The organism is Dialister sp. i34-0019-2H8, from assembly GCF_042846925.1.
Lineage (GTDB): Bacteria > Bacillota > Negativicutes > Veillonellales > Dialisteraceae > Dialister.
This window is the reverse complement of the sequence record NZ_BAABYQ010000001.1, coordinates 1,255,086-1,273,426: the sequence shown is the minus strand read 5'-3', so window position 1 is coordinate 1,273,426 and position 18,341 is coordinate 1,255,086. Positions and strand designations below refer to the sequence as shown.

General features: G+C 52.5%; 16 protein-coding genes. 15 read left to right on the top strand and 1 reads right to left on the bottom strand.

The window, feature by feature from the left end:
* The first annotated feature begins 171 nt into the window (after positions 1–171).
* The 7 genes from ACGG9R_RS05375 to ACGG9R_RS05345 all read left to right on the top strand — a co-directional run bounded on the left by ACGG9R_RS05375 (position 172) and on the right by ACGG9R_RS05345 (position 10,052).
* The gene (locus ACGG9R_RS05375) at positions 172–990 is read left to right on the top strand and encodes an AAA family ATPase (RefSeq protein WP_390152391.1); all 819 of its coding nucleotides are present in this window, start codon (positions 172–174) and stop codon (positions 988–990) included.
* Positions 974–2,269: a nitrogenase component 1 gene (locus ACGG9R_RS05370; RefSeq protein ID WP_390152389.1), complete on the top strand. Its 1,296-nt coding sequence runs from the start codon at positions 974–976 to the stop codon at positions 2,267–2,269. Before ACGG9R_RS05375 ends, ACGG9R_RS05370 begins: the two co-directional genes overlap by 17 nt.
* Positions 2,256–3,512 (top strand): nitrogenase component 1, encoded by a 1,257-nt coding sequence (locus ACGG9R_RS05365; RefSeq protein ID WP_390152386.1) that lies wholly within the window; start codon positions 2,256–2,258, stop codon positions 3,510–3,512. The genes ACGG9R_RS05370 and ACGG9R_RS05365 overlap by 14 nt, the downstream gene beginning before the upstream one ends.
* Positions 3,513–3,781: 269 nt before the next feature.
* Entirely contained in the window at positions 3,782–4,708 is a 927-nt protein-coding gene (locus ACGG9R_RS05360; RefSeq protein WP_390152384.1) for a manganese-dependent inorganic pyrophosphatase, read from the top strand.
* Positions 4,709–4,915: 207 nt separating this feature from the next.
* Positions 4,916–7,132, top strand: coding sequence for a DNA helicase PcrA (gene pcrA, locus ACGG9R_RS05355; protein ID WP_390152381.1), 2,217 nt, complete (start codon positions 4,916–4,918; stop codon positions 7,130–7,132).
* Between the two features lie 224 nt (positions 7,133–7,356).
* Positions 7,357–9,354: an NAD-dependent DNA ligase LigA gene (gene ligA / locus ACGG9R_RS05350; protein WP_390152378.1), complete on the top strand. Its 1,998-nt coding sequence runs from the start codon at positions 7,357–7,359 to the stop codon at positions 9,352–9,354.
* Positions 9,355–9,626: 272 nt separating this feature from the next.
* Positions 9,627–10,052 (top strand): peptidylprolyl isomerase, encoded by a 426-nt coding sequence (locus ACGG9R_RS05345; protein WP_390152375.1) that lies wholly within the window; start codon positions 9,627–9,629, stop codon positions 10,050–10,052.
* A 118-nt stretch (positions 10,053–10,170) separates the two neighbouring features.
* Here the strand turns inward: ACGG9R_RS05345 and ACGG9R_RS05340 are convergent, their stop codons facing one another.
* Positions 10,171–10,434, bottom strand: coding sequence for a LysM peptidoglycan-binding domain-containing protein (locus ACGG9R_RS05340; protein ID WP_390152373.1), 264 nt, complete (start codon positions 10,432–10,434; stop codon positions 10,171–10,173).
* Between the two features lie 488 nt (positions 10,435–10,922).
* On the opposite strand from ACGG9R_RS05340, the gene ACGG9R_RS05335 reads away from it, so the two are divergent.
* The 8 genes from ACGG9R_RS05335 (at position 10,923) to ACGG9R_RS05300 (ending at position 18,332) form a co-directional block, all read left to right on the top strand.
* Positions 10,923–11,651: a Stp1/IreP family PP2C-type Ser/Thr phosphatase gene (locus tag ACGG9R_RS05335; protein WP_390152369.1), complete on the top strand. Its 729-nt coding sequence runs from the start codon at positions 10,923–10,925 to the stop codon at positions 11,649–11,651.
* Positions 11,652–11,786: 135 nt separating this feature from the next.
* Positions 11,787–13,643: a Stk1 family PASTA domain-containing Ser/Thr kinase gene (gene pknB, locus ACGG9R_RS05330; RefSeq protein ID WP_390152367.1), complete on the top strand. Its 1,857-nt coding sequence runs from the start codon at positions 11,787–11,789 to the stop codon at positions 13,641–13,643.
* The gene (gene rsgA, locus ACGG9R_RS05325; protein WP_390152364.1) at positions 13,643–14,518 is read left to right on the top strand and encodes a ribosome small subunit-dependent GTPase A; all 876 of its coding nucleotides are present in this window, start codon (positions 13,643–13,645) and stop codon (positions 14,516–14,518) included. The genes pknB and rsgA overlap by 1 nt, the downstream gene beginning before the upstream one ends.
* The gene (gene rpe, locus ACGG9R_RS05320) at positions 14,515–15,162 is read left to right on the top strand and encodes a ribulose-phosphate 3-epimerase (RefSeq protein ID WP_390152361.1); all 648 of its coding nucleotides are present in this window, start codon (positions 14,515–14,517) and stop codon (positions 15,160–15,162) included. The genes rsgA and rpe overlap by 4 nt, the downstream gene beginning before the upstream one ends.
* 82 nt (positions 15,163–15,244) lie before the next feature.
* Positions 15,245–15,814, top strand: coding sequence for a hypothetical protein (locus ACGG9R_RS05315; protein WP_390152358.1), 570 nt, complete (start codon positions 15,245–15,247; stop codon positions 15,812–15,814).
* A gap of 83 nt (positions 15,815–15,897) precedes the next feature.
* Positions 15,898–16,368, top strand: coding sequence for a hypothetical protein (locus ACGG9R_RS05310; RefSeq protein ID WP_022106098.1), 471 nt, complete (start codon positions 15,898–15,900; stop codon positions 16,366–16,368).
* A 186-nt stretch (positions 16,369–16,554) separates the two neighbouring features.
* The gene (locus tag ACGG9R_RS05305; protein WP_022106099.1) at positions 16,555–16,794 is read left to right on the top strand and encodes a YdbC family protein; all 240 of its coding nucleotides are present in this window, start codon (positions 16,555–16,557) and stop codon (positions 16,792–16,794) included.
* 344 nt (positions 16,795–17,138) lie between these two features.
* Entirely contained in the window at positions 17,139–18,332 is a 1,194-nt protein-coding gene (locus tag ACGG9R_RS05300; protein WP_390152354.1) for a cation diffusion facilitator family transporter, read from the top strand.
* The last annotated feature ends 9 nt before the right edge of the window (positions 18,333–18,341 follow it).

The following is an 18,341-nucleotide window of genomic DNA, read 5'->3' as shown; positions in this document are numbered from 1 at the left end:
TCAGCTCTTTCTTGTTTTTTTATGTCCTCCACCTTGCTTAATCTTTCTTAATGTTGTTATAATAATATAAAGGTTGATAGCAGCTGGCCTTGTGCCGGCAGGTTTTATGGGAATGCGGCTTTTTCTGCCAGAGATCGGATCCGTGTTTCCTGAGTAAAGAGAGTGAATCCTATGAAAAAAATTGCTTTTTACGGAAAAGGTGGTATCGGAAAGTCCACGACGGCTTCCAATGTGTCAGCGGCACTCTCCCTCATGGGGAAGAAGGTCTGCCAGATCGGGTGCGACCCGAAGAATGACTCGACGCGTCTTCTTTTAGGACATATTTGTAAAGAGACCGTGCTGGATCAGGTGCGGAGAAAGGATCCTGATGAGATCTGCAAGGAGGATATCGTACATACAGGATTTCATGATATCATCTGTGTCGAAGCAGGCGGGCCTGAGCCGGGGGTGGGCTGTGCGGGACGCGGCATCATCGTCGCACTGCAGCTTCTGGACAAAATGAAAGCCATCCCTGATATGGATGTAACGCTCTACGATGTCCTCGGGGATGTCGTCTGTGGAGGTTTTTCCATGCCGATCCGTGAAGGATACGCGAAGGAGATCTATATCGTTTCCTCCGGCGAGCTGATGTCTCTCTATGCGGCGAATAACATCGCCAAGGGCATTCGCCGCTTTGCGGCAAGGGGAGAGGTGCGTCTCGCAGGTATCATCGGAAACAGTCGCAATGTGCCCGGCGAAAAGGAACTTCTGACCGAATTCTGCAAGAAGCTGAATACCCGCCTCGTCGCTTTCATTCCGCGGGATAAGATCGTGAATCTGGCGGAGAATCATAAGCAGACGGTGCTATCATATGCTCCGGAGTCTTCTCAGGCGGATGTATATAGAGCTCTTGCGAAGACCATCTGGGAGAACACGGAGCTTTCCATCCCGACTCCGATGACATTTGATGAGCTGGAGAAATTGGCAGGTACCTATGGCACTCAAGACTAAATGGCTTTTGTCGAAATCAAAATCGTGCAGCTGCACGCTGGTCGGCGTCTACCGCTCGCTCGCCTTCTGCCCCGGCGTGGTCGTCATTTTTCATGGCCCGATCGGCTGTGCACATGTGGCTTCCACCATGGATCTGGGGTCCGGCTTCCGTGTCATGGCGGACGGAGGAAAGGAAAACCGTGAGACGATCCCGCTCGTGTCTTCTCATCTGCGGGAAAAAGATGGCATTTTTGGTGGGATCGATCGCCTCTCTGATTGTATTTCCTATGTGATGGATACCTATCACCCGAAGTGCGTATGGATCGTTTCCTCCTGTGTGGCAGGGGTCATCGGGGATGATATCGAGCAGGAAGCGGCAGCGGCAGAAGCCTCTTATGGCATTCCTGTCATTCCCATGCCGTTTGCAGGATTTCTGGGCGGGGAGTACTCCGATGCCTACTATCAGACAACAGAGATGATGATTCGCCGTTTCTTCCGGAAAGAGAAGCGCGTAAAAGGGCGCGTGCTGCTTCTCGGGGATCAGATGGGTCCGGAAGGGCAGTATGTACGTGAAGTGAAGCGGCTGCTCTCCCGTTTCGGTCTTACGGTGAAGTGGCAGTTTCCCGGGTATGTGCCTTTTGAGGAGTGGAAGGATATTCCTTCGGCTGACTTTTCCATCCTTTTAGGAACAGTGGGACAGCTTGGCGGCATGATGAAGATCGCCAAGCTCTTAAAGGATACCTATGATGTGCCGACACTCGGAGACGTATACCCGGTCGGCTGGGAGCGAACGAAGGACTGGATCTGCGCGCTGGCTGATTTCCTCCATGAAAAGGAACGGGGAGAGGAAATCATCAGAGAAGAAGAGGCACGCATCGATCATGCGACCTCGTCTTTCCTGCCTGTCACGGAGGGAAAGAAAGCAGTCATCGGGATCGGCCGCGGTCCGCGCTGGTATCATCCGCGGGAGACCCTCGCCCGCATCGAGCGCCTGCACCTTGCCTGCTCGGGGATCGTCTTCTTCGATAATCTGACGGAGGACGACAAAAAGATCCTGCGGGAGGAAATCGCTGCTGTGGGAGACATCCCGATCTATGACAGCCGGGAGGGACAGGCGGTGATGGATGCCTGTGACATCCTCCTTACAACGAATGAGATCTACAATACGAAAGCGCGGCAGCTCTTCATCCCGATGGTGCCATTGACTGGCACGGAGGGGGAGATCGCAGAGCTTCGCGCGATGTATCGGCTGCTTTGTCGCTATGGGAAGAAAGGGGGCGTCGCCTATGTCACGGTCTGAGTGGGAAGCAGCCTGCCACCACGGCAGTACCTGTGCGCTGACGGGATCAGCGGCATTCTTTGACTCTATCCCAGGGAGCTTCACGGTGGTGAATGGCCCGCTCTGGTGCTATTTTTATGCGATGAAATATGTGGATAATGAGAATCCGATGGCGTCCATGCGCTTTTCCTGTACACAGGTGGGCCCGAATTCTCTTGTTTACGGGACGGAGGATGATCTGTGTAAGGGGCTTTCCAGTATAGAGACCTATGCGAAGCCCGAGCGTGTCTTTGCCCTGAACAACTGCAGCGTCAGTCTTGTCGGTGACGATGTGCAGGGCATCGCCGACCAGATGGATCTCCCATGGCCGGTCTATGCGATGGACAGCGGCGGCATGAAAGGAAGCTTTGAGGCAGGGTATTCCGCAGCCTCTCTTCGCATCGAAAAGGAAATGAAAACGAAGGAGAAGATCCCTGCCTCCGTCAATGTGCTTGGGCTCTCTACCGTTCATATGAAGGGACGGGAGGATGCAGAAGAAATCCGGCGGCTGCTTTCTCTGTGCGGCATCCGCGTGATTTCTATGCCGGGCGGCGGAAGCAATTGGGACGACATCATGGGTGCTCCTTCGGCATCTCTCAACATCGTCGTGAGAGATGAACTGGGGCTCTCGCTCGCCAAACAGATGGAGCAGGATTTCGGGACGCCGTATATGTCCTGCGGCCTTCCTTACGGGACGGACGGTACGATGGCCTGGCTCTCGGAAATCATCGAAAAGCTGAGGGCGGGCGAATTGACACGCGCCTCGCATGAGGCGGCGAAGCTGAAAGAATTTTTGCTTCGAAAAGGCAATAATCTGGAGTCTCTCTGGGGACCGCTCTGGTTTGATGCCGTCCTCATTTCAGCGCCGCCGTCGGAAGCACTTGGCATTGCTGAAACGATCCGCAGCGAATGGATCGATACCGCGCGTCTCGTGATCCATGCCCAGTGTGAGACAAAGAAATCAACGCCGGCAGCAGATGCGATCCGTGTCGTCATGAAAAATGAAAAGGAGATCGCCAAGGATTACGAAGACTGGCAGGGAGGACTTGTCCTCTCGTCTTCCCACGAGACGCACCTGCTCCGGCGTATGGGAAGATCATTCACCGGCTTCCATATCGCACTTCCGTCACATGACGAGGTTCATTTTTCCGATCTCCCGCAGTGTGGTCTTCGCGGGGCAGGGTATCTCTACGAGCAGCTGTGGAATGCAAAGCTGAGAAAGTGATGGGGAAGGATGACAGGTTTCGCTCTTTCTATGGGGTCTTAGAGGGCGAAAAGCATCAGGGAGCAGAAATGAGATATAGTTATACGGCGCAAATCGTCGGACTTTCCGCTGCCACACCCTAAGCACTTGAGATCTTTAGTCACCAGTCGCATCTGATCTCCTGCCGCCTAGTCTTTTGCTCCTGCATTCTCTCTATACGCAGATGGTCAATCATGCTATAATGGGAAGGAATTTTATTGCATTTTGCATGGTAAAGGAGCATTTCAATCATGAGCAAAATTTACGTCATCGGACATAAATCCCCAGATACCGACAGCATTGCGGCTGCGATTTCTTATTCCTACCTGAAGCAGCAGCAGGGCGTGGAAGCCGTCGCTGCCAGAGCGGGCGAACCGAACAAAGAAACCTGCTACGCACTGGACTATTTCAAGGTAGAAGCACCGGAATACCTCGAAAAAGTCGAAACCGGCACGAAGCTCATCCTCGTCGATCACAATGAATCCAAGCAGTGCGTCGACGGGGCCAAAGCGGCCGATGTACTGGAACTCATTGACCATCATCGCATCGGTGACTTCGTAACCACGAATCCGATCTTCATCCTCGTCCGTCCGGTGGGCTGCGTGAATACCGTCATCTGGGGGCTCTACAAGGCTGCTGGCGTAAAACCTTCTCAGGCTGTCGCCGGCATGATGCTTTCTGCGATCATCTCCGATACCGTTCTCTTCCGTTCCCCGACCACGACCGAAGAAGATAAGACCGCAGTTAGAGAACTTGCAGAAATCGCCGGTGTCAACTATGAAAAGTACGGCATGGATATGCTGAAAGCAGGCGCAGACATTTCTGACTACTCGGCGGAAAAACTCGCCGGCAACGATACCAAGGAATTCGAATCCGCTGGTAAGACCTTCAGCTGCGGACAGATTTCCGTCATGGATCTCGCTCCGATCAATGCGAAGAAGGCGGACATCATGGCCGCTCTGGAAGCCACCAAGGCTGCCAAAGGCTATGCGGCTTCCTACCTCATGGTGACGGATATCCTCGCAGAAGATACCTATCTGTGGTTCACCTCCGGCGCAGAAGAGACCGCAGAAAAGGCATTCGGCAAAAAAGCAGAAGACGGCGCTGTATATCTGCCGAAAGTCATGTCCCGTAAGAAACAGGTCGCTCCGTTCCTTCTGAAGGCTTACGCTGAATAAGGAGATCGAGTGCATAAAAGCCCATACGACGAAAGTCATATGGGCTTTTCTTAATGAGGGATGGAGGTGTGGTTCTCCCTCCCTCCTTTAGAAGGAGGCTGGTTTGCGCTTTCCGCAAGGCAAACATATCCTGCTGAAAATCACAGAACCTATAGAACTCGCTGAACCTTATTCCCCAATCCCTGTCTACTATGAAAAGGACGACTCATGAACAACTATCTAAATACATTAAATCCCCGGCAGCGGGAGGCGGTCGAGACGGTGAAAGGGCCTGTACTCATCATGGCAGGCGCCGGATCCGGCAAGACGAAAGCTCTGACCTGCCGCATCGCATACATGCTTGAGCAGGGGATCTATCCGAATGAAATCCTCGCGATCACCTTCACGAACAAGGCGGCGCAGGAAATGAGAGAACGTGTACACAATCTGGTGGGACCTGCTGCGGACCGCATCTGGATGTATACCTTTCACTCCTTTGGTGCGCGCTTCCTTCGGCGTGAGATCGCTTCCTATCCGCCTTATACGGACAGGTTCACCATTTATGACTCGGATGACTCGAAGACGCTGGTGAAAAACTGCCTGAAGGAGCTGAATCTGGATGATAAGCAGTATCAGCCGAATGCGATGCAGAACCGGATCTCCTCTGCGAAGAACCAGCTGATCGATCCGAAGAAGTACAGAGAGCTGGCAGGAAGCAATTTCTTCAACCAGAAAGCGGCGGATGTATATGAGCTCTATGACAAGCACATGAAGGAGAACAATGCGCTCGACTTCGATGATCTCTTATATATCACGACGAAGCTGCTCTCCATCGAGACCATCCGCAAGCGCTGGCAGGACAGATTTCACTATATCCTGATTGACGAATATCAGGATACGAACCATGCGCAGTACCTGATGGCGAAGTACATCGCAGGGGATACGCAGAATATCTGTGCGGTCGGTGATGCGGATCAGAGCATTTATTCCTGGCGCGGCGCGGACCTACGGAATATCATGGATTTCCAGAAGGACTATCCGAAGGCGAAGCTCATCAAGCTCGAGCAGAACTACCGCTCGACGCAGACGATCCTGGACGCGGCAAATGCGGTGATACAGAACAATCCGGATCGCCCGTCGAAGCGTCTGTGGACAGAGAATAATGCCGGTACGCATCTCAAGCATTACACCGCGATTGATGAACATGCGGAAGCAAATTTCATCATCGAAACGATGCAGAAAGAGCATATGGAAAAGCATCGCCCCTATGGCGATATGGCAGTCCTTTACCGCATGAATGCGCAGTCGCGTGTCATCGAAGAAGCGCTCGTCAGACGCGGCATCGGCTATACGATGGTCGGCGGGACACGCTTCTATGACCGCGCGGAAATCCGCGACATGCTAGCCTATCTGAAGGTCATCAATAATTTCAAGGATAATATCAGCCTGGCCCGCATCATCAATACACCCAAGCGCGGCATCGGAGGGACGACGGTCGAGAAGCTATTGGACTATGCGAATGCCGGCGGCATGTCGATGTTCGAGGGCATCATGGGCATCGAGGGCAGTGGGCTTTCTTCTGCTACGCAGCGCAAGCTTACGAATTTCTCTGCGATGATTTTTGATTTTCTGAATGCGTCCACGGAAATGAATGTTTTCGAGCTGATTCAGAAGGTCATGACAGATACGAAGTATCTCGCGCAGCTGCAGGAGAGCAAGGATCCGCAGGCGCAGAGCCGTGAGGAAAATCTGGGCGAGCTGCTTTCTGTCGCGAAAGACTTCATCACCGAGCAGCCGGAAGGCGGACTTGCAGAATTCCTTGAAAAAGTCGCTCTCGTAAACGATGTCGACTCCTATGAAGGGGAAGACGACCGCGTCACCCTGATGACCATCCATAGTGCGAAGGGGCTGGAATTCCCGCTCGTCTTCCTGCCGGGCATGGATGAAGGCATTTTTCCGGGTGTCCGTTCCTTCATGGAGCCTGCGGCTCTTGAAGAAGAGCGCCGCCTCTGCTACGTGGCGATCACGCGTGCGAAGGAAGAGCTCTATATGTCCAATGCACACATGCGTACCATGTACGGCAAGATCAATTCGTACATGCCGAGCCGTTTCATCGAGGAAATCCCGCCGGATCTTGTGGATAAGGTCATCACGGAGGAAGATCGTGAACGCGTGCATTTCCAGGAAAGAAGCCGCAATGAAAGAGCGAGCCGTTTCGCCCTCTCAGAAGCCGCCTCTCCCGTCAAGAAGCTGAAGCCGAAGGCAGTGAGCGCGCGCTATGACTGGCAGGTCGGTGATACCGCTGTCCATACCATGTGGGGCAAGGGCAAGGTCGTCTCTGTCACGGGCAGCGGGAAAAATATGATCCTGAAAATCGAATTTCCGGGAAATAAGATGCGTTCGCTGATGGTCGCTTTTGCACCAATCACGAAGGGAAATGAGTGACTAGTTGCTAGTAAGCTAGGGATTAGGAACCTTGAGTGACTAGTGACTTGAATTTCACTTTCGGGCATCGCTCCATATATACTTGCGGCGAAGCCGCCACATCACCCGTTGAACCCATTGAACCTGCTGAACCTCTTTAGGGCGCAATCAAATGGCGATACGCCCCGAAGGCTAAACCTGACCCCGACAACTTTTGTGCTGTATTTGTATACGAGGAAATATCTATGGTACCGGAAGACATCAAAGAACAAGCAGAGAAACTAAAAAAAGAGCTCCGCCATCACAGCTACCTGTACTATGTGCTGGACCGGCCGGAGATCTCGGATTTTGAATTCGACCATATGTACCGGAAGCTGGTGGATCTGGAAAAAGCATATCCTGAGCTGGTGACACCGGACTCTCCGACGCAGCGTGTCGGCGGGAAGGCGTCCGATGATTTCCGGAAGGTGCGCTTCAGAAAGCCCATGCTCTCGCTGGCGAATGCATTCAATGCGGACGAGCTTCGGGACTTTGACCGCCGCGTGAAGGCAGGGCTTGGCGCAGACCATGTGGAGTACATCACGGAGCTGAAGATCGACGGACTTTCCATGAATCTCATCTATGAGAACGGCAGTCTCATCCAGGGTCTGACACGAGGGGATGGCCGCGTGGGGGAAGATGTGACCGCGAATGTAAAGACCATTCACACCATTCCTCTCTATATCGAGAATGCGCCGCCCTATCTGGAGGTGCGCGGCGAGGTGTACATGCCGCGGAGATCCTTCATCGCACTGAATGAAGCGCGCGATGAGGCGGGCATCATGCCCTTTGCGAATTGCCGCAATGCGGCGGCAGGCTCTCTGCGTCAGCTCGATCCCCATGTGACGGCGTCAAGGAATCTGGCCTTTTTTGCCTATGCGCTCGGAGACATCGAAGGCATGGAGATCAAAAGTCAGGAGGAACTGCTGAAGAAGCTTTCCGATTTCCACTTTCAGGTGAATCCGAACTATCGGAAATGGAGCTCCATCGAAGGAGTCATCGAAGGGGTGAATGAGTGGGAAGTAAAGCGACATGACCTGGGCTATGATACCGATGGCATGGTCATCAAGGTGAATGATTTCAGCGAGCAGCGTGCGCTGGGAGCGACCGTCAAAGATCCGAAGTGGGCGATGGCTTACAAATATCCGCCGGAAGAAGCCGAGACGCGCATAGAGAAGATCGTCGTCACGATGGGGCGGACAGGCGTGCTGACACCATCGGCCGACCTTACGCCGGTGCATCTTGCGGGGACGACCGTGAAGCGTGCGACGCTGCACAATCTGGACTTCATCCGGGAGAAAGACATCCGTGAGGGAGACTATGTCCTCATCTACAAGGCCGGAGAGATCATTCCGGAGGTCGCAAAGGTCCTGAAGGAGAAGCGAAACGGCACAGAGCTGCCATTCGAAATGCCTGCGGTCTGTCCTGTCTGCGGCGGCGCGGTCAGTCGCATCGAAGGCGAAGCGGCTTTCCGCTGCACGAATCCTGAATGCGGCGGTGTCGTCCGTGAGAAGCTCATTCACTTTGCTTCGCGTGATGCGATGAATATCGACGGCATGGGACCCTCCGTTGTGGACAGCCTGATCGCTTACCATCTCGTGAATGATCCCTCTGATTTCTATACCCTGAAGCAGGAAGATATCGAACAGATCGAGCGTATGGGGGAAAAGAGCGCACAGAATCTCATCGCCGCCATCGCGGACAGCAAGGGGCGCGGCCTTGCAAAGCTCCTCTTCGGACTGGGTGTCCGTTTCCTCGGTGAAAAAGGGGCCGAGCTCATCGCGAAGCGTTACCATACCATGAGCGCGCTCATGGAGGCCGACGCGAGCGATATACAGGAGACGGAAGGCATCGGCAAAGTCATCGCAGGCAGCCTTTTCGATTATCTTCATGACATGAAGCATCTCATGATCATCGACAAGCTTCGCAATGCCGGCGTCTCGATGGAGGAAATCGAAGAAGAACATACGGGCGGCGCTTTCGAGGGCGAGATGGTCGTACTGACCGGCAAGCTTACCCGCATGGGCCGCCGTGAAGCTTCGGATCTCATCAAGCAGCAGGGCGGTGATACCCAGAGCTCTGTCACGAACAAGACCACGCTTGTCGTTGCCGGAGAGGATGCCGGCAGTAAGCTGGAAAAAGCCAGAGCCAAAGGCATCCCTGTCATCGATGAAGACGAATTTCTAAAACGAGCAGGACGGTAAAACAAGGGAAACGCTGATTAAATCGCAGAGTCAGATTCTACAAGAATTTTTATACATAGCTTCGTCATAACCTTCCTTAAATAGCTCGCTATTCGCGTCAGGTTATTCCTCGCTATGCATAAAAATTCAAGAGTATAATCTGACAACGATTTAATCAGTGTTTCCCAAGAAATGAGGCAGCACCCTTCCGCGCTCCCCCCTTCCTTTGGAGGTGGCACGGAATAAACGCTGCGCTGTTCATTTACATTTATTTATCTACAAGGAGAACCATCATGAGCAACACGAACAAAAAAGTCAAAGTCCACTACGAAGGTACCTTTAACGACGGCACCAAGTTTGATTCCTCGTATGACAGAGGAGATCCGATCGAATTCCTCTGCGGTGCTGGCCAGATGATCAAAGGCTTCGATGAAGCGGTCAAGGATATGGTAGTCGGAGAGATCAAGAATATCCACCTGATGCCGGAGGAAGCCTACGGCATGCCGGATCCGGACAACATCCTGACCATCGAGCAGAAGCAGATGCCGGGATCCGAAGAGCTGGAAGTCGGAGAAAAAGTGTACCTTTCCGGCCCGATGGGGCAGCGTTTCCCTGTCAAGGTCACTGCCAAGACCGATACGACCATCACTTTCGATGCGAATCATGAAATGGCAGGCAAGGAGCTGAATTTCAAGATCGAGCTCGTTTCTGTCGGCTGATTTTTCTATGCCAATCAAAAAAGCCAGTGGCTGTGAATACTTTTTCACACCCACTGGCTTTTTGATTGGCTGCGATTGAATCAGCGTTTCCCTAGATCTTGACCGCTTTTCTGGCGGATCACTCTTTGACGGCAGGGAGCTTCAGCTTGCTTCCCGGCGTCAGTATGCATGCATCGCCCAGATGATTCAGCTGCTGCACCTCGTAGATGTATTTTCGTACATCCATCCGATCATCGACTTTCTTTGCTGCTATATCCCAGAGTGTATCATTGTCCTGTATAGTCACGATCTCATACGTCTCTTCGCCGGCCATGCTGTCTGCATTGACATTCCAGCCACATAAAAGAATGGCTGCGATCAGAATCATTACGGCTTTTCTCATGGACATCAATCCTCCATTCCATCGGTCTTTTCGTCGCTCTCATCTCTGAAATTATATTACTTCACGGCAAAGGGGCGAACAAGAGAACACCAGATTAGAAATTCGGGGAGCATATATTTGGGGGTTCATGCCGAGCTTTCAGAGGCAGCAAAGAGGCATCGGGAGATGATACCGCTTCCGTGCTTCGCTTCATTCCCACTCGGCGCGGTATACCCGATGAAAATTCCCACTGGTGGGCGGCCTTCGCGGGAAAGCAGCCATGATTTTCCCACTTGGTCATCAATCCAAATTGACTATGTTCCTGCAAAATGCTAGTATTAGTACAAATCTTATTTCACTCTCTTTGTTGCGTCTTTGGAAGCAGTAAAGAGGATTTAAAGGAAGACACAGGGATGGAGTTCTTCATCACGCTGTGCCTTCCAAGGGAAATACGGATCGGATCGATGCCCGATCGGAGTCTGTATTTCCCTGGATAAGACAGGCAGGGTATGATACTTACTTACGGGGAATCAAAAGTCGGTCTGGTGCGGAAGGTCAATGAGGATGCGATCTCGCTCTCTGTACCAGATGTATATCTTCTGGCCGATGGTATGGGCGGTTATGATGGCGGGCAGCTTGCCAGCCGTCTTGCCGTCTCTGCCGCAGAGGATTTTTTCCGGAGAAAATGCGAAGAACCGGTATCGGAAGCGCTCATGAAAGAAGCCGTACTGGCGGCGAATGATGCGATCCTCTCTGAAAAGACGAAGACGCCAGCCCTCTCTTCGATGGGGACGACGATGGTCGTGTGCGCCTTTTCGGAGGGACAGGTCTTCTGGGCGCATGTGGGAGACAGCCGCCTTTATGTCTGGCAGGATGGCAGTCTCTCCCAAGTGACGGTGGATCACTCCTTCGTGATGCAGCTGGTAGCAGAAGGTAAGATCTCTAAAGAGGAAATGCGTCTGCATCCCAGAAAGAATGAGATCACACGTGCGGTCGGTATCGAGCGGCCGCTTTCCGTGGATACGGGATGCTTTCCGGTGAGTAAGGGGACGCTGATCCTCCTCTGCAGCGACGGTCTTTCCGGCATGATCGAGGATGATACTCTCTCTCGTGTGATCGGAGAGAGCCCCCGTAAAGAGCAGACGGACATAGACGCGCTGGGTCATAGGCTGATGGAGCTTGTCTATGCCGCCGGTGCAAGGGATAATGTGTCGGTCATTCTGGCACTTTTTGAATGAGAACTGAGGAACGGATGCAAAGCGGCCGTGTTTTTTCTGGGCTGCTCCCTTCAGGGAACTACTGATCCCATAGTGGAATCGGCGATTTCTCAGATTTCCGTGACCAATAACAATAAGCAAGAGACGGAGCAAACAATGATAGGAAAGATTCTTGACGAACGATATGAGCTGATCAAAAAGATCGGCTCTGGCGGTATGGCTGATGTCTATATGGCCAAGGACATCCTTTTGGATCGTGTCGTAGCGGTGAAGATCCTGCACGGCAATTTTGCAGAAGACGAAGACTTCGTCCTGCGTTTCCGCCATGAAGCACAGTCCGCAGGCAAGCTCACGCATCCGAATATCGTCGGCATCTATGATGTCGGCTGTGATGGCGATATCCACTATATCGTCATGGAGTATGTGGAAGGTCAGACCCTGAAGCAGTACATCCAGTCACATCCGAGCATTCCGATCGATACGGCAGTCCGTATCGCGATCGACATCGGAAATGCGCTCGAAGAAGCGCATGATAATGGCATCATCCACTGTGATATCAAGCCGCACAATATCCTTCTCACGGGAGATGGCAAGGTGAAGGTCACTGACTTCGGCATCGCACGCGCCATCAATTCTTCGACCGTCATCGACAAGCAGTCCATCTTAGGCTCGGTACACTACCTCTCTCCGGAGCAGGCGGCCGGAGATAAGATCACGGAAAAGACGGATATTTACTCTCTTGGTATCGTGCTCTATGAAATGCTGACACATCATCTGCCCTTCGAAGGAGAAACCGCTGTCTCCATCGCGCTCAAGCATATGCAGGGGGATGTGCCGCGTCCGACGAAGTACAATCCGGCGATCTCTCCCATGCTCGAAGAGTGCCTTCTGACGGCGCTGCAGAAAGACCCGAACAAACGCTATGATACGGTGGGGGATTTTATTTCCGAGCTGAAAATCGCGCAGGGCTTCACCACGACCATCTACAAGCCGGCTTCGCATGACTTTACAGCGATGACGCGCCCGATCCACAAGGCGGAACGGAAGCCGAAAAAAATATCCAAAGAAAGCAAGATCCTGAACTACATCGGCAACATGCCGCAGAAATACATCTGGATCAGCATGGCGCTCCTTTTCGTCTGCTGCTTTGCATGGGCCTTCTTCTCCTTCGGCAGCTTCTGGAGCAGCCAGAATGTCACCGTGCCCAATGTCGTCGGCAAGCCTGTCGAGGTCGCACAGACGACGCTCAAGAAGCTCGATCTCAAGGTATCTGTCGATGAGATCGCCAGTGATGACGTCCCTGCGGGGGAGGTCATTTCTCAGACGCCGATCGCAGGGACAAATGTCAAGGCAAAGCGCATCATCCACCTTACGGTCAGCAAGGGCGGTTCTACGATGCTGATCCCTGACCTCAAGGGACTCACTCTTTCTCAGGCAAAGGAGCGTCTCGATAAGCTCGGACTCACGATCGGAGCTGTCGAAAATGGCAATGATCCTGATAAGCCGTCGGAGATCATCATTTCCCAGAGTCCGGAGCCGGGCAGCAAGACGACGAAAGGGACGCGTGTCAATATCGTCATCAATATGAAGCAGAAGGTCAGCATTCCAAGTGTCGTCGGCATGACGCTTTCAGATGCGAAGAATACACTTTCTTCTCTGAAATTGGCTGTCGGCACCATCACGTCGAGCGATGGCAGCTCGATCGATGATGCGAGTGCGGTGGTCGTCTCGCAGGACCCGGCGGCCGGTGAGACAAAGTCTGATACGGTCGTGAACCTGACTGTCGCCGCCAAGCAGAAGGCGAAGAAGAACGGGACGGTGAATATTTCTATCCCGAAAGGCGGAAATCCGCGGCAGGTCGACATCCTTGTGACCGATGACAATGGCCGCCATACGGTATACAGCGCCAAGGCAAATCCGGGGAGCACCGTCAGCAAGGACGTCTCCGGTAGCGGCAGCGTGCGCGTACAGGTCGTTATCGACGGCTCCGTCGTACAGGACAGGGAGCTTTGATGAAAGGAATCATTCTTAAGAACCAGAACGGCTATTTCTCGATCGCGGGAGAGGGGGAGCAGCTTACTCTTTGCCGTTCGAGGGGAAGGCTGAAACGGAAAACCGATATCCTCGTAGGGGACGCTGTCGAATATGAGACAGGGCTCGGCAGTGAAGGCGTCATCACGAAGGTGTATCCCCGAAAAAATGCCCTGCATCGTCCGCCCGTCGCGAATGTCGACCAACTCGTCTTGGTGAGTGCCATCCGCACGCCGGATCTCTCGCTTGCTATCCTCGACAAAATGATCCTCATGGCAGAAAATGAGGACATCGAGCCGCTGCTCGTGATCAATAAATGCGATCTGGCCAGGGACGCCGCCAAAGAGGTGCAGGCTCTTTATGAAAAAGCGGGCTATTCCTGCATCCTGACATCGCTGGTGACCGGTGAGGGGCTGGAGACGCTCAAGGCTGCCTTTCAGGGACCCATCATTGCCTTCTCAGGGCCTTCGGGCGTCGGGAAATCCAGTCTGCTGAATCACTTCCTGGATTGTACCCATTTCGAGGCAGGTGCTGTCAGCCGGCACACCGGCCGCGGCCGCACTACGACCCGACACGCTGAGCTCGTCCGGACTGAGAATGGTCATTTCCTGATGGATACCCCGGGCTATACGCTTCTGGATGTGCTTCATGTCAAAGCGGACGATCTTGCTTATCTCTACCGCGAATTTCGTCCTTTTCTCGGGAAATGCCGTTTCCGCAATTGTATGCATGCGAAGGAACCGGACTGTGCCGTCCGGGATGCCGTCAAACGCGGCGATATCCAGGAAAAACGGTATCTGTCCTATCTCCATCTGTTAGAAGAAATCAAAGAATCTGAAGCGAGGAGGTTTTTATGAAAATCGCACCATCTCTTTTATCCGCTGATTTTGCCAATCTTGCATCCGAACTGAAGGATATCGAAAGGGGCGGCGCGGATCTTGTCCATCTGGACGTCATGGACGGTCACTTTGTGCCGAATCTGACTTTCGGATGCCCCATCATCAAAGCGCTCCGAAAACATACGACACTTCCCTTCGATGTGCATCTCATGGTAGAGCATCCGGAAGTCTACTTCGATGATCTTTCCAAGGCGGGTGCAGCGATGGTCTCCTTCCATGCGGAAGCGGCCGTCCATCATGACCGCCTCGTCCATGCCATTCAGGAAAAGGGGATGAAGGCCGGCATCGCGCTGAATCCGGGGACGCCGCTCTCTATGATCGAAGAGCTGCTGCCCATCCTGGACTTCGTTCTCATCATGTCTGTCAATCCCGGCTTTGGCGGACAGAAATTCATTTCCTACTCACTCGATAAGATCCGCAGATTAAAGGACATGGCGAAGGCCATGCATCGGGATGAGCTCGATATCGAAGTCGATGGCGGTGTCACACCGGATAATATCCTCGCACTCGGAGAAGCTGGTGTCACCATTTCTGTCGCAGGCTCATCCGTCTTCGGAAAGCCGGATCGCAAAGCAGCGATCGAGGCTTTAAAGAAACGCTGATCGGGGATCTCTCTTCCGAGAGACCGTATAAGGAGGAAGTCGCAGAAAGGGCTTCCTCCGTTTTTTTCAGGGAGGTGATGGTATGTCATTCGAGCCTTTCCATCTTATTTTTTTCCTGATCTGGGGGTTCTTCCTCTACAAGGCACTCTTTAGAAGGCGAAAGAGGCCGCCGGTGAATATGCCGCCGGATATTCCGCATGAGGAAAAAAGCGTGCCGCCTTCTGCTGCTGATACGGATGGCGAGTATGACTACCAAGCGCTTCGCAAGAAGATCCTCACCACCTGGGGCAAGCAGGAAGAGGGAAAAGAGCTGGATCTGCCGGACGAAATGGAAAAGCCGGTCTATCATGAAAAACCTTTACCAAAGCCCCCTCTTTCTGCTACAATAAAGAAGAAGAAAGTGACGACAGCGCAGGATCTCTCGATGCAGGAAAGAGCACGCCTGGAACAAATGCAGGCCTATGTCAGAGAGAAACCGGTGCCGGTGAAAGAGAAGTGTGAACATCGAGAAGGGACGCTTCCGACGGAAGAAAAGTCCGTGCCTTCTTCCAGAGAATGGACGGAAAAGGATGCCAGAGAATGGGTGCGCTATGATGCGATCTTCGGATCTCCTCGATCGAGGTCGCCATGGCAGCCGATCGGAAGGCGATGAGTTTGCATTTTGTCCTTTGTTTCGGTACAATTAGGCATATTCCGTGGTGATAAAAGAATAGGTTTTAGAAGGAAGGTGAGACGATGGATAGGTTTAATGAAGAGATTTACGGGAAAGTGCTGTGGGAATGTTATCGATCGAAAGTTTACATCGTCACGCTTTCACTGATGTATGTGCTGCTCGGGGCCGCTGCGGTGATCTGGGCGATGGATGAGGATCAATTCCTTTTCTACGTTCTGGCGGTGGTCGTGATCTTCTTCTGTCTGTGGCGGATCAACCGCGTGCATCACCCGGTCGCGCTCATTTGCGAAAAGAAGTTGCTCGTGGCAGTCCCTTGGTCCTTTTTCACGTTTGACTACTACATCACGTTTCGTGCGCTCTACATGCCGGTGGCGTACAAGGATGTGGCAGGCGTCTCAAGCCGGTGGAATCATTTGTATATCGGCGGCAGAGAAGAGGGCGGACTTGTCTCTCTTCCTGTACAGCTCGCCTATGTTTCCAGAGATGGCAAGTATGATTTCCAGAACTGGGTCGAAAGCAAACAGTGTGAATAAGAAAAAGAGCTGGCCCTCCGGCTCTTTTTTGTTGATTTTTTTGACATTAGATACCGATGCAAAGAACATTTTTCTCACCGTCTTTCTCATCCTCTGCGTTTCCCCTTGCAACGCTTGTCTCATTATGTTACCATAGCGCTAGTGTGGAAGAATAACTTCCTTGATCATGATTGATGAGGTGAAAAAATGGCTGCAAAGATTACGTATACGATTCAAGAAGAGCTCGGGGATCTCTCCACGGCTTCCAATGGATGGAAAAAACAGCTGACCTATACCAGCTGGAATAATAGAGGCGAAAAGTTCGATCTGCGTTCCTGGAATGAAGAACACACCGCAATGACCAAAGGTCTGACGCTGACGAAGGATGAACTGATGAAGCTTCGCGACATCCTGAATGACATTGACTTTGACAAATATAACTCATGAGGATCCGTCCTCGCGCTTTTCCAGAATGGAAAAAGGCTCTCCCTATGGAGAGCCTTTTGGCGTATATGGGGAATTTTTAGGCAGTCCGTCGAATAGGGGGTAGGAGTACATGCATCGGCATATATGAGGGGGCTTTTCATTTATATTAGAATCGGACATGGAAAACACACGAGTGAAAGCAGCTAGCGACTCAATGAGAATGCCGCTTTCCCCGCTTCTGTCATTTCAAGCGAAAGCGAGGGATGCCGATATCCTCGTAGGCATTACGCGCTCCATTTCTATTGTTTTTGCTGACTTCACAGCTTGGTATGTCACATTTGTTTTTTTATAGGAGATTACGATCTATGCAAATCCTTTCTACTGATGGCAAGGCATCGCGTACACAGCAGGCGATCCTTGTCGGGCTTGTCGGTCTGGCCGTGAACTTTGTCCTTGGCGGTGTGAAGGTATTCATCGGCTGGCAGAGCGGTTTCCTCTCTGTCATGGGGGATGGCTTCAATAACATCACTGATATGGGCTCGGTGCTCCTGCTCATGATGACCTTCTACTATGCCGCGAAACCATCTGACACAGAGCATCCTTTCGGACATGGGCGTCTGGAGTATATCAATTCGACCGTGATGGCAGCGGTCATCCTCTATGTGGGGATCACACTCGGAAGGGAATCCATCGAGAAGATCCTGCATCCGGAAGATACCCACTTTACGCCGCTTGTCGCCGGCATTCTGGTCTTCGGCCTCATTGGGAAGCTCTTCCTGGCATGGTGGTATAAAAGAGCCAGCCAAAGGCTTTCCTCGGATTCGTTTCTGGCCTACAGCGCTGACTCCCTCTCGGATATGCTTTCTACGGCAGGTGTCCTTGTCGCGACGCTCGTAGAATATTTCTTCGGCTGGCACATCGATGGTGTGATGGGCGTCATCATGTCCCTCTTCATCCTTTGGACCGGCTATGGCATCATGAAGCAGGCGGTGAATGATATCTTAGGGTCGACACCGGATGCAGAGCTGTACAAGGAGATCAAGGATACGATCCTTCAGTGTCCGGGCGTTTATGGTGTCCATGACCTCATTGTCCATGACTATGGGCCGGAGAACCATTTTGCCACGGCCCATGTCGAGCTAGACAGCGATCTGAGTCTCGTCGAGAGCCATGAGCTGGCTGAAAATGTCATGACCACCCTTCGCGAGAAGCTCAAGGTGCAGGCGACCATTCATGCAGACCCGAAAGCCGTATCGAATCCGAAGGAAGGCGAGTACCAGCGCGATCTGGAAGCAGCCATTTACCGCTCCGGCCTGCCTTTGTCCTACCATGATTTCTTCGCCGAAGAACAGGGAGATACCATTCATATCTCCTTCGAAGTCCAGCTCAAGGGCGCATGCCGAAAGACAGATCGGGAAATCTACCAGGCACTCCAGAAAGAGCTTCTCTCGATCAATCCGCATTATCACATCGAGATGATGGTGGATCGGAACTTCATCAGCGGAAAAGTGTACGGAGAAAGCCGTGAGGATCTCTTTGACAAGGGAGAGAAGAATTGACGGGGAAGG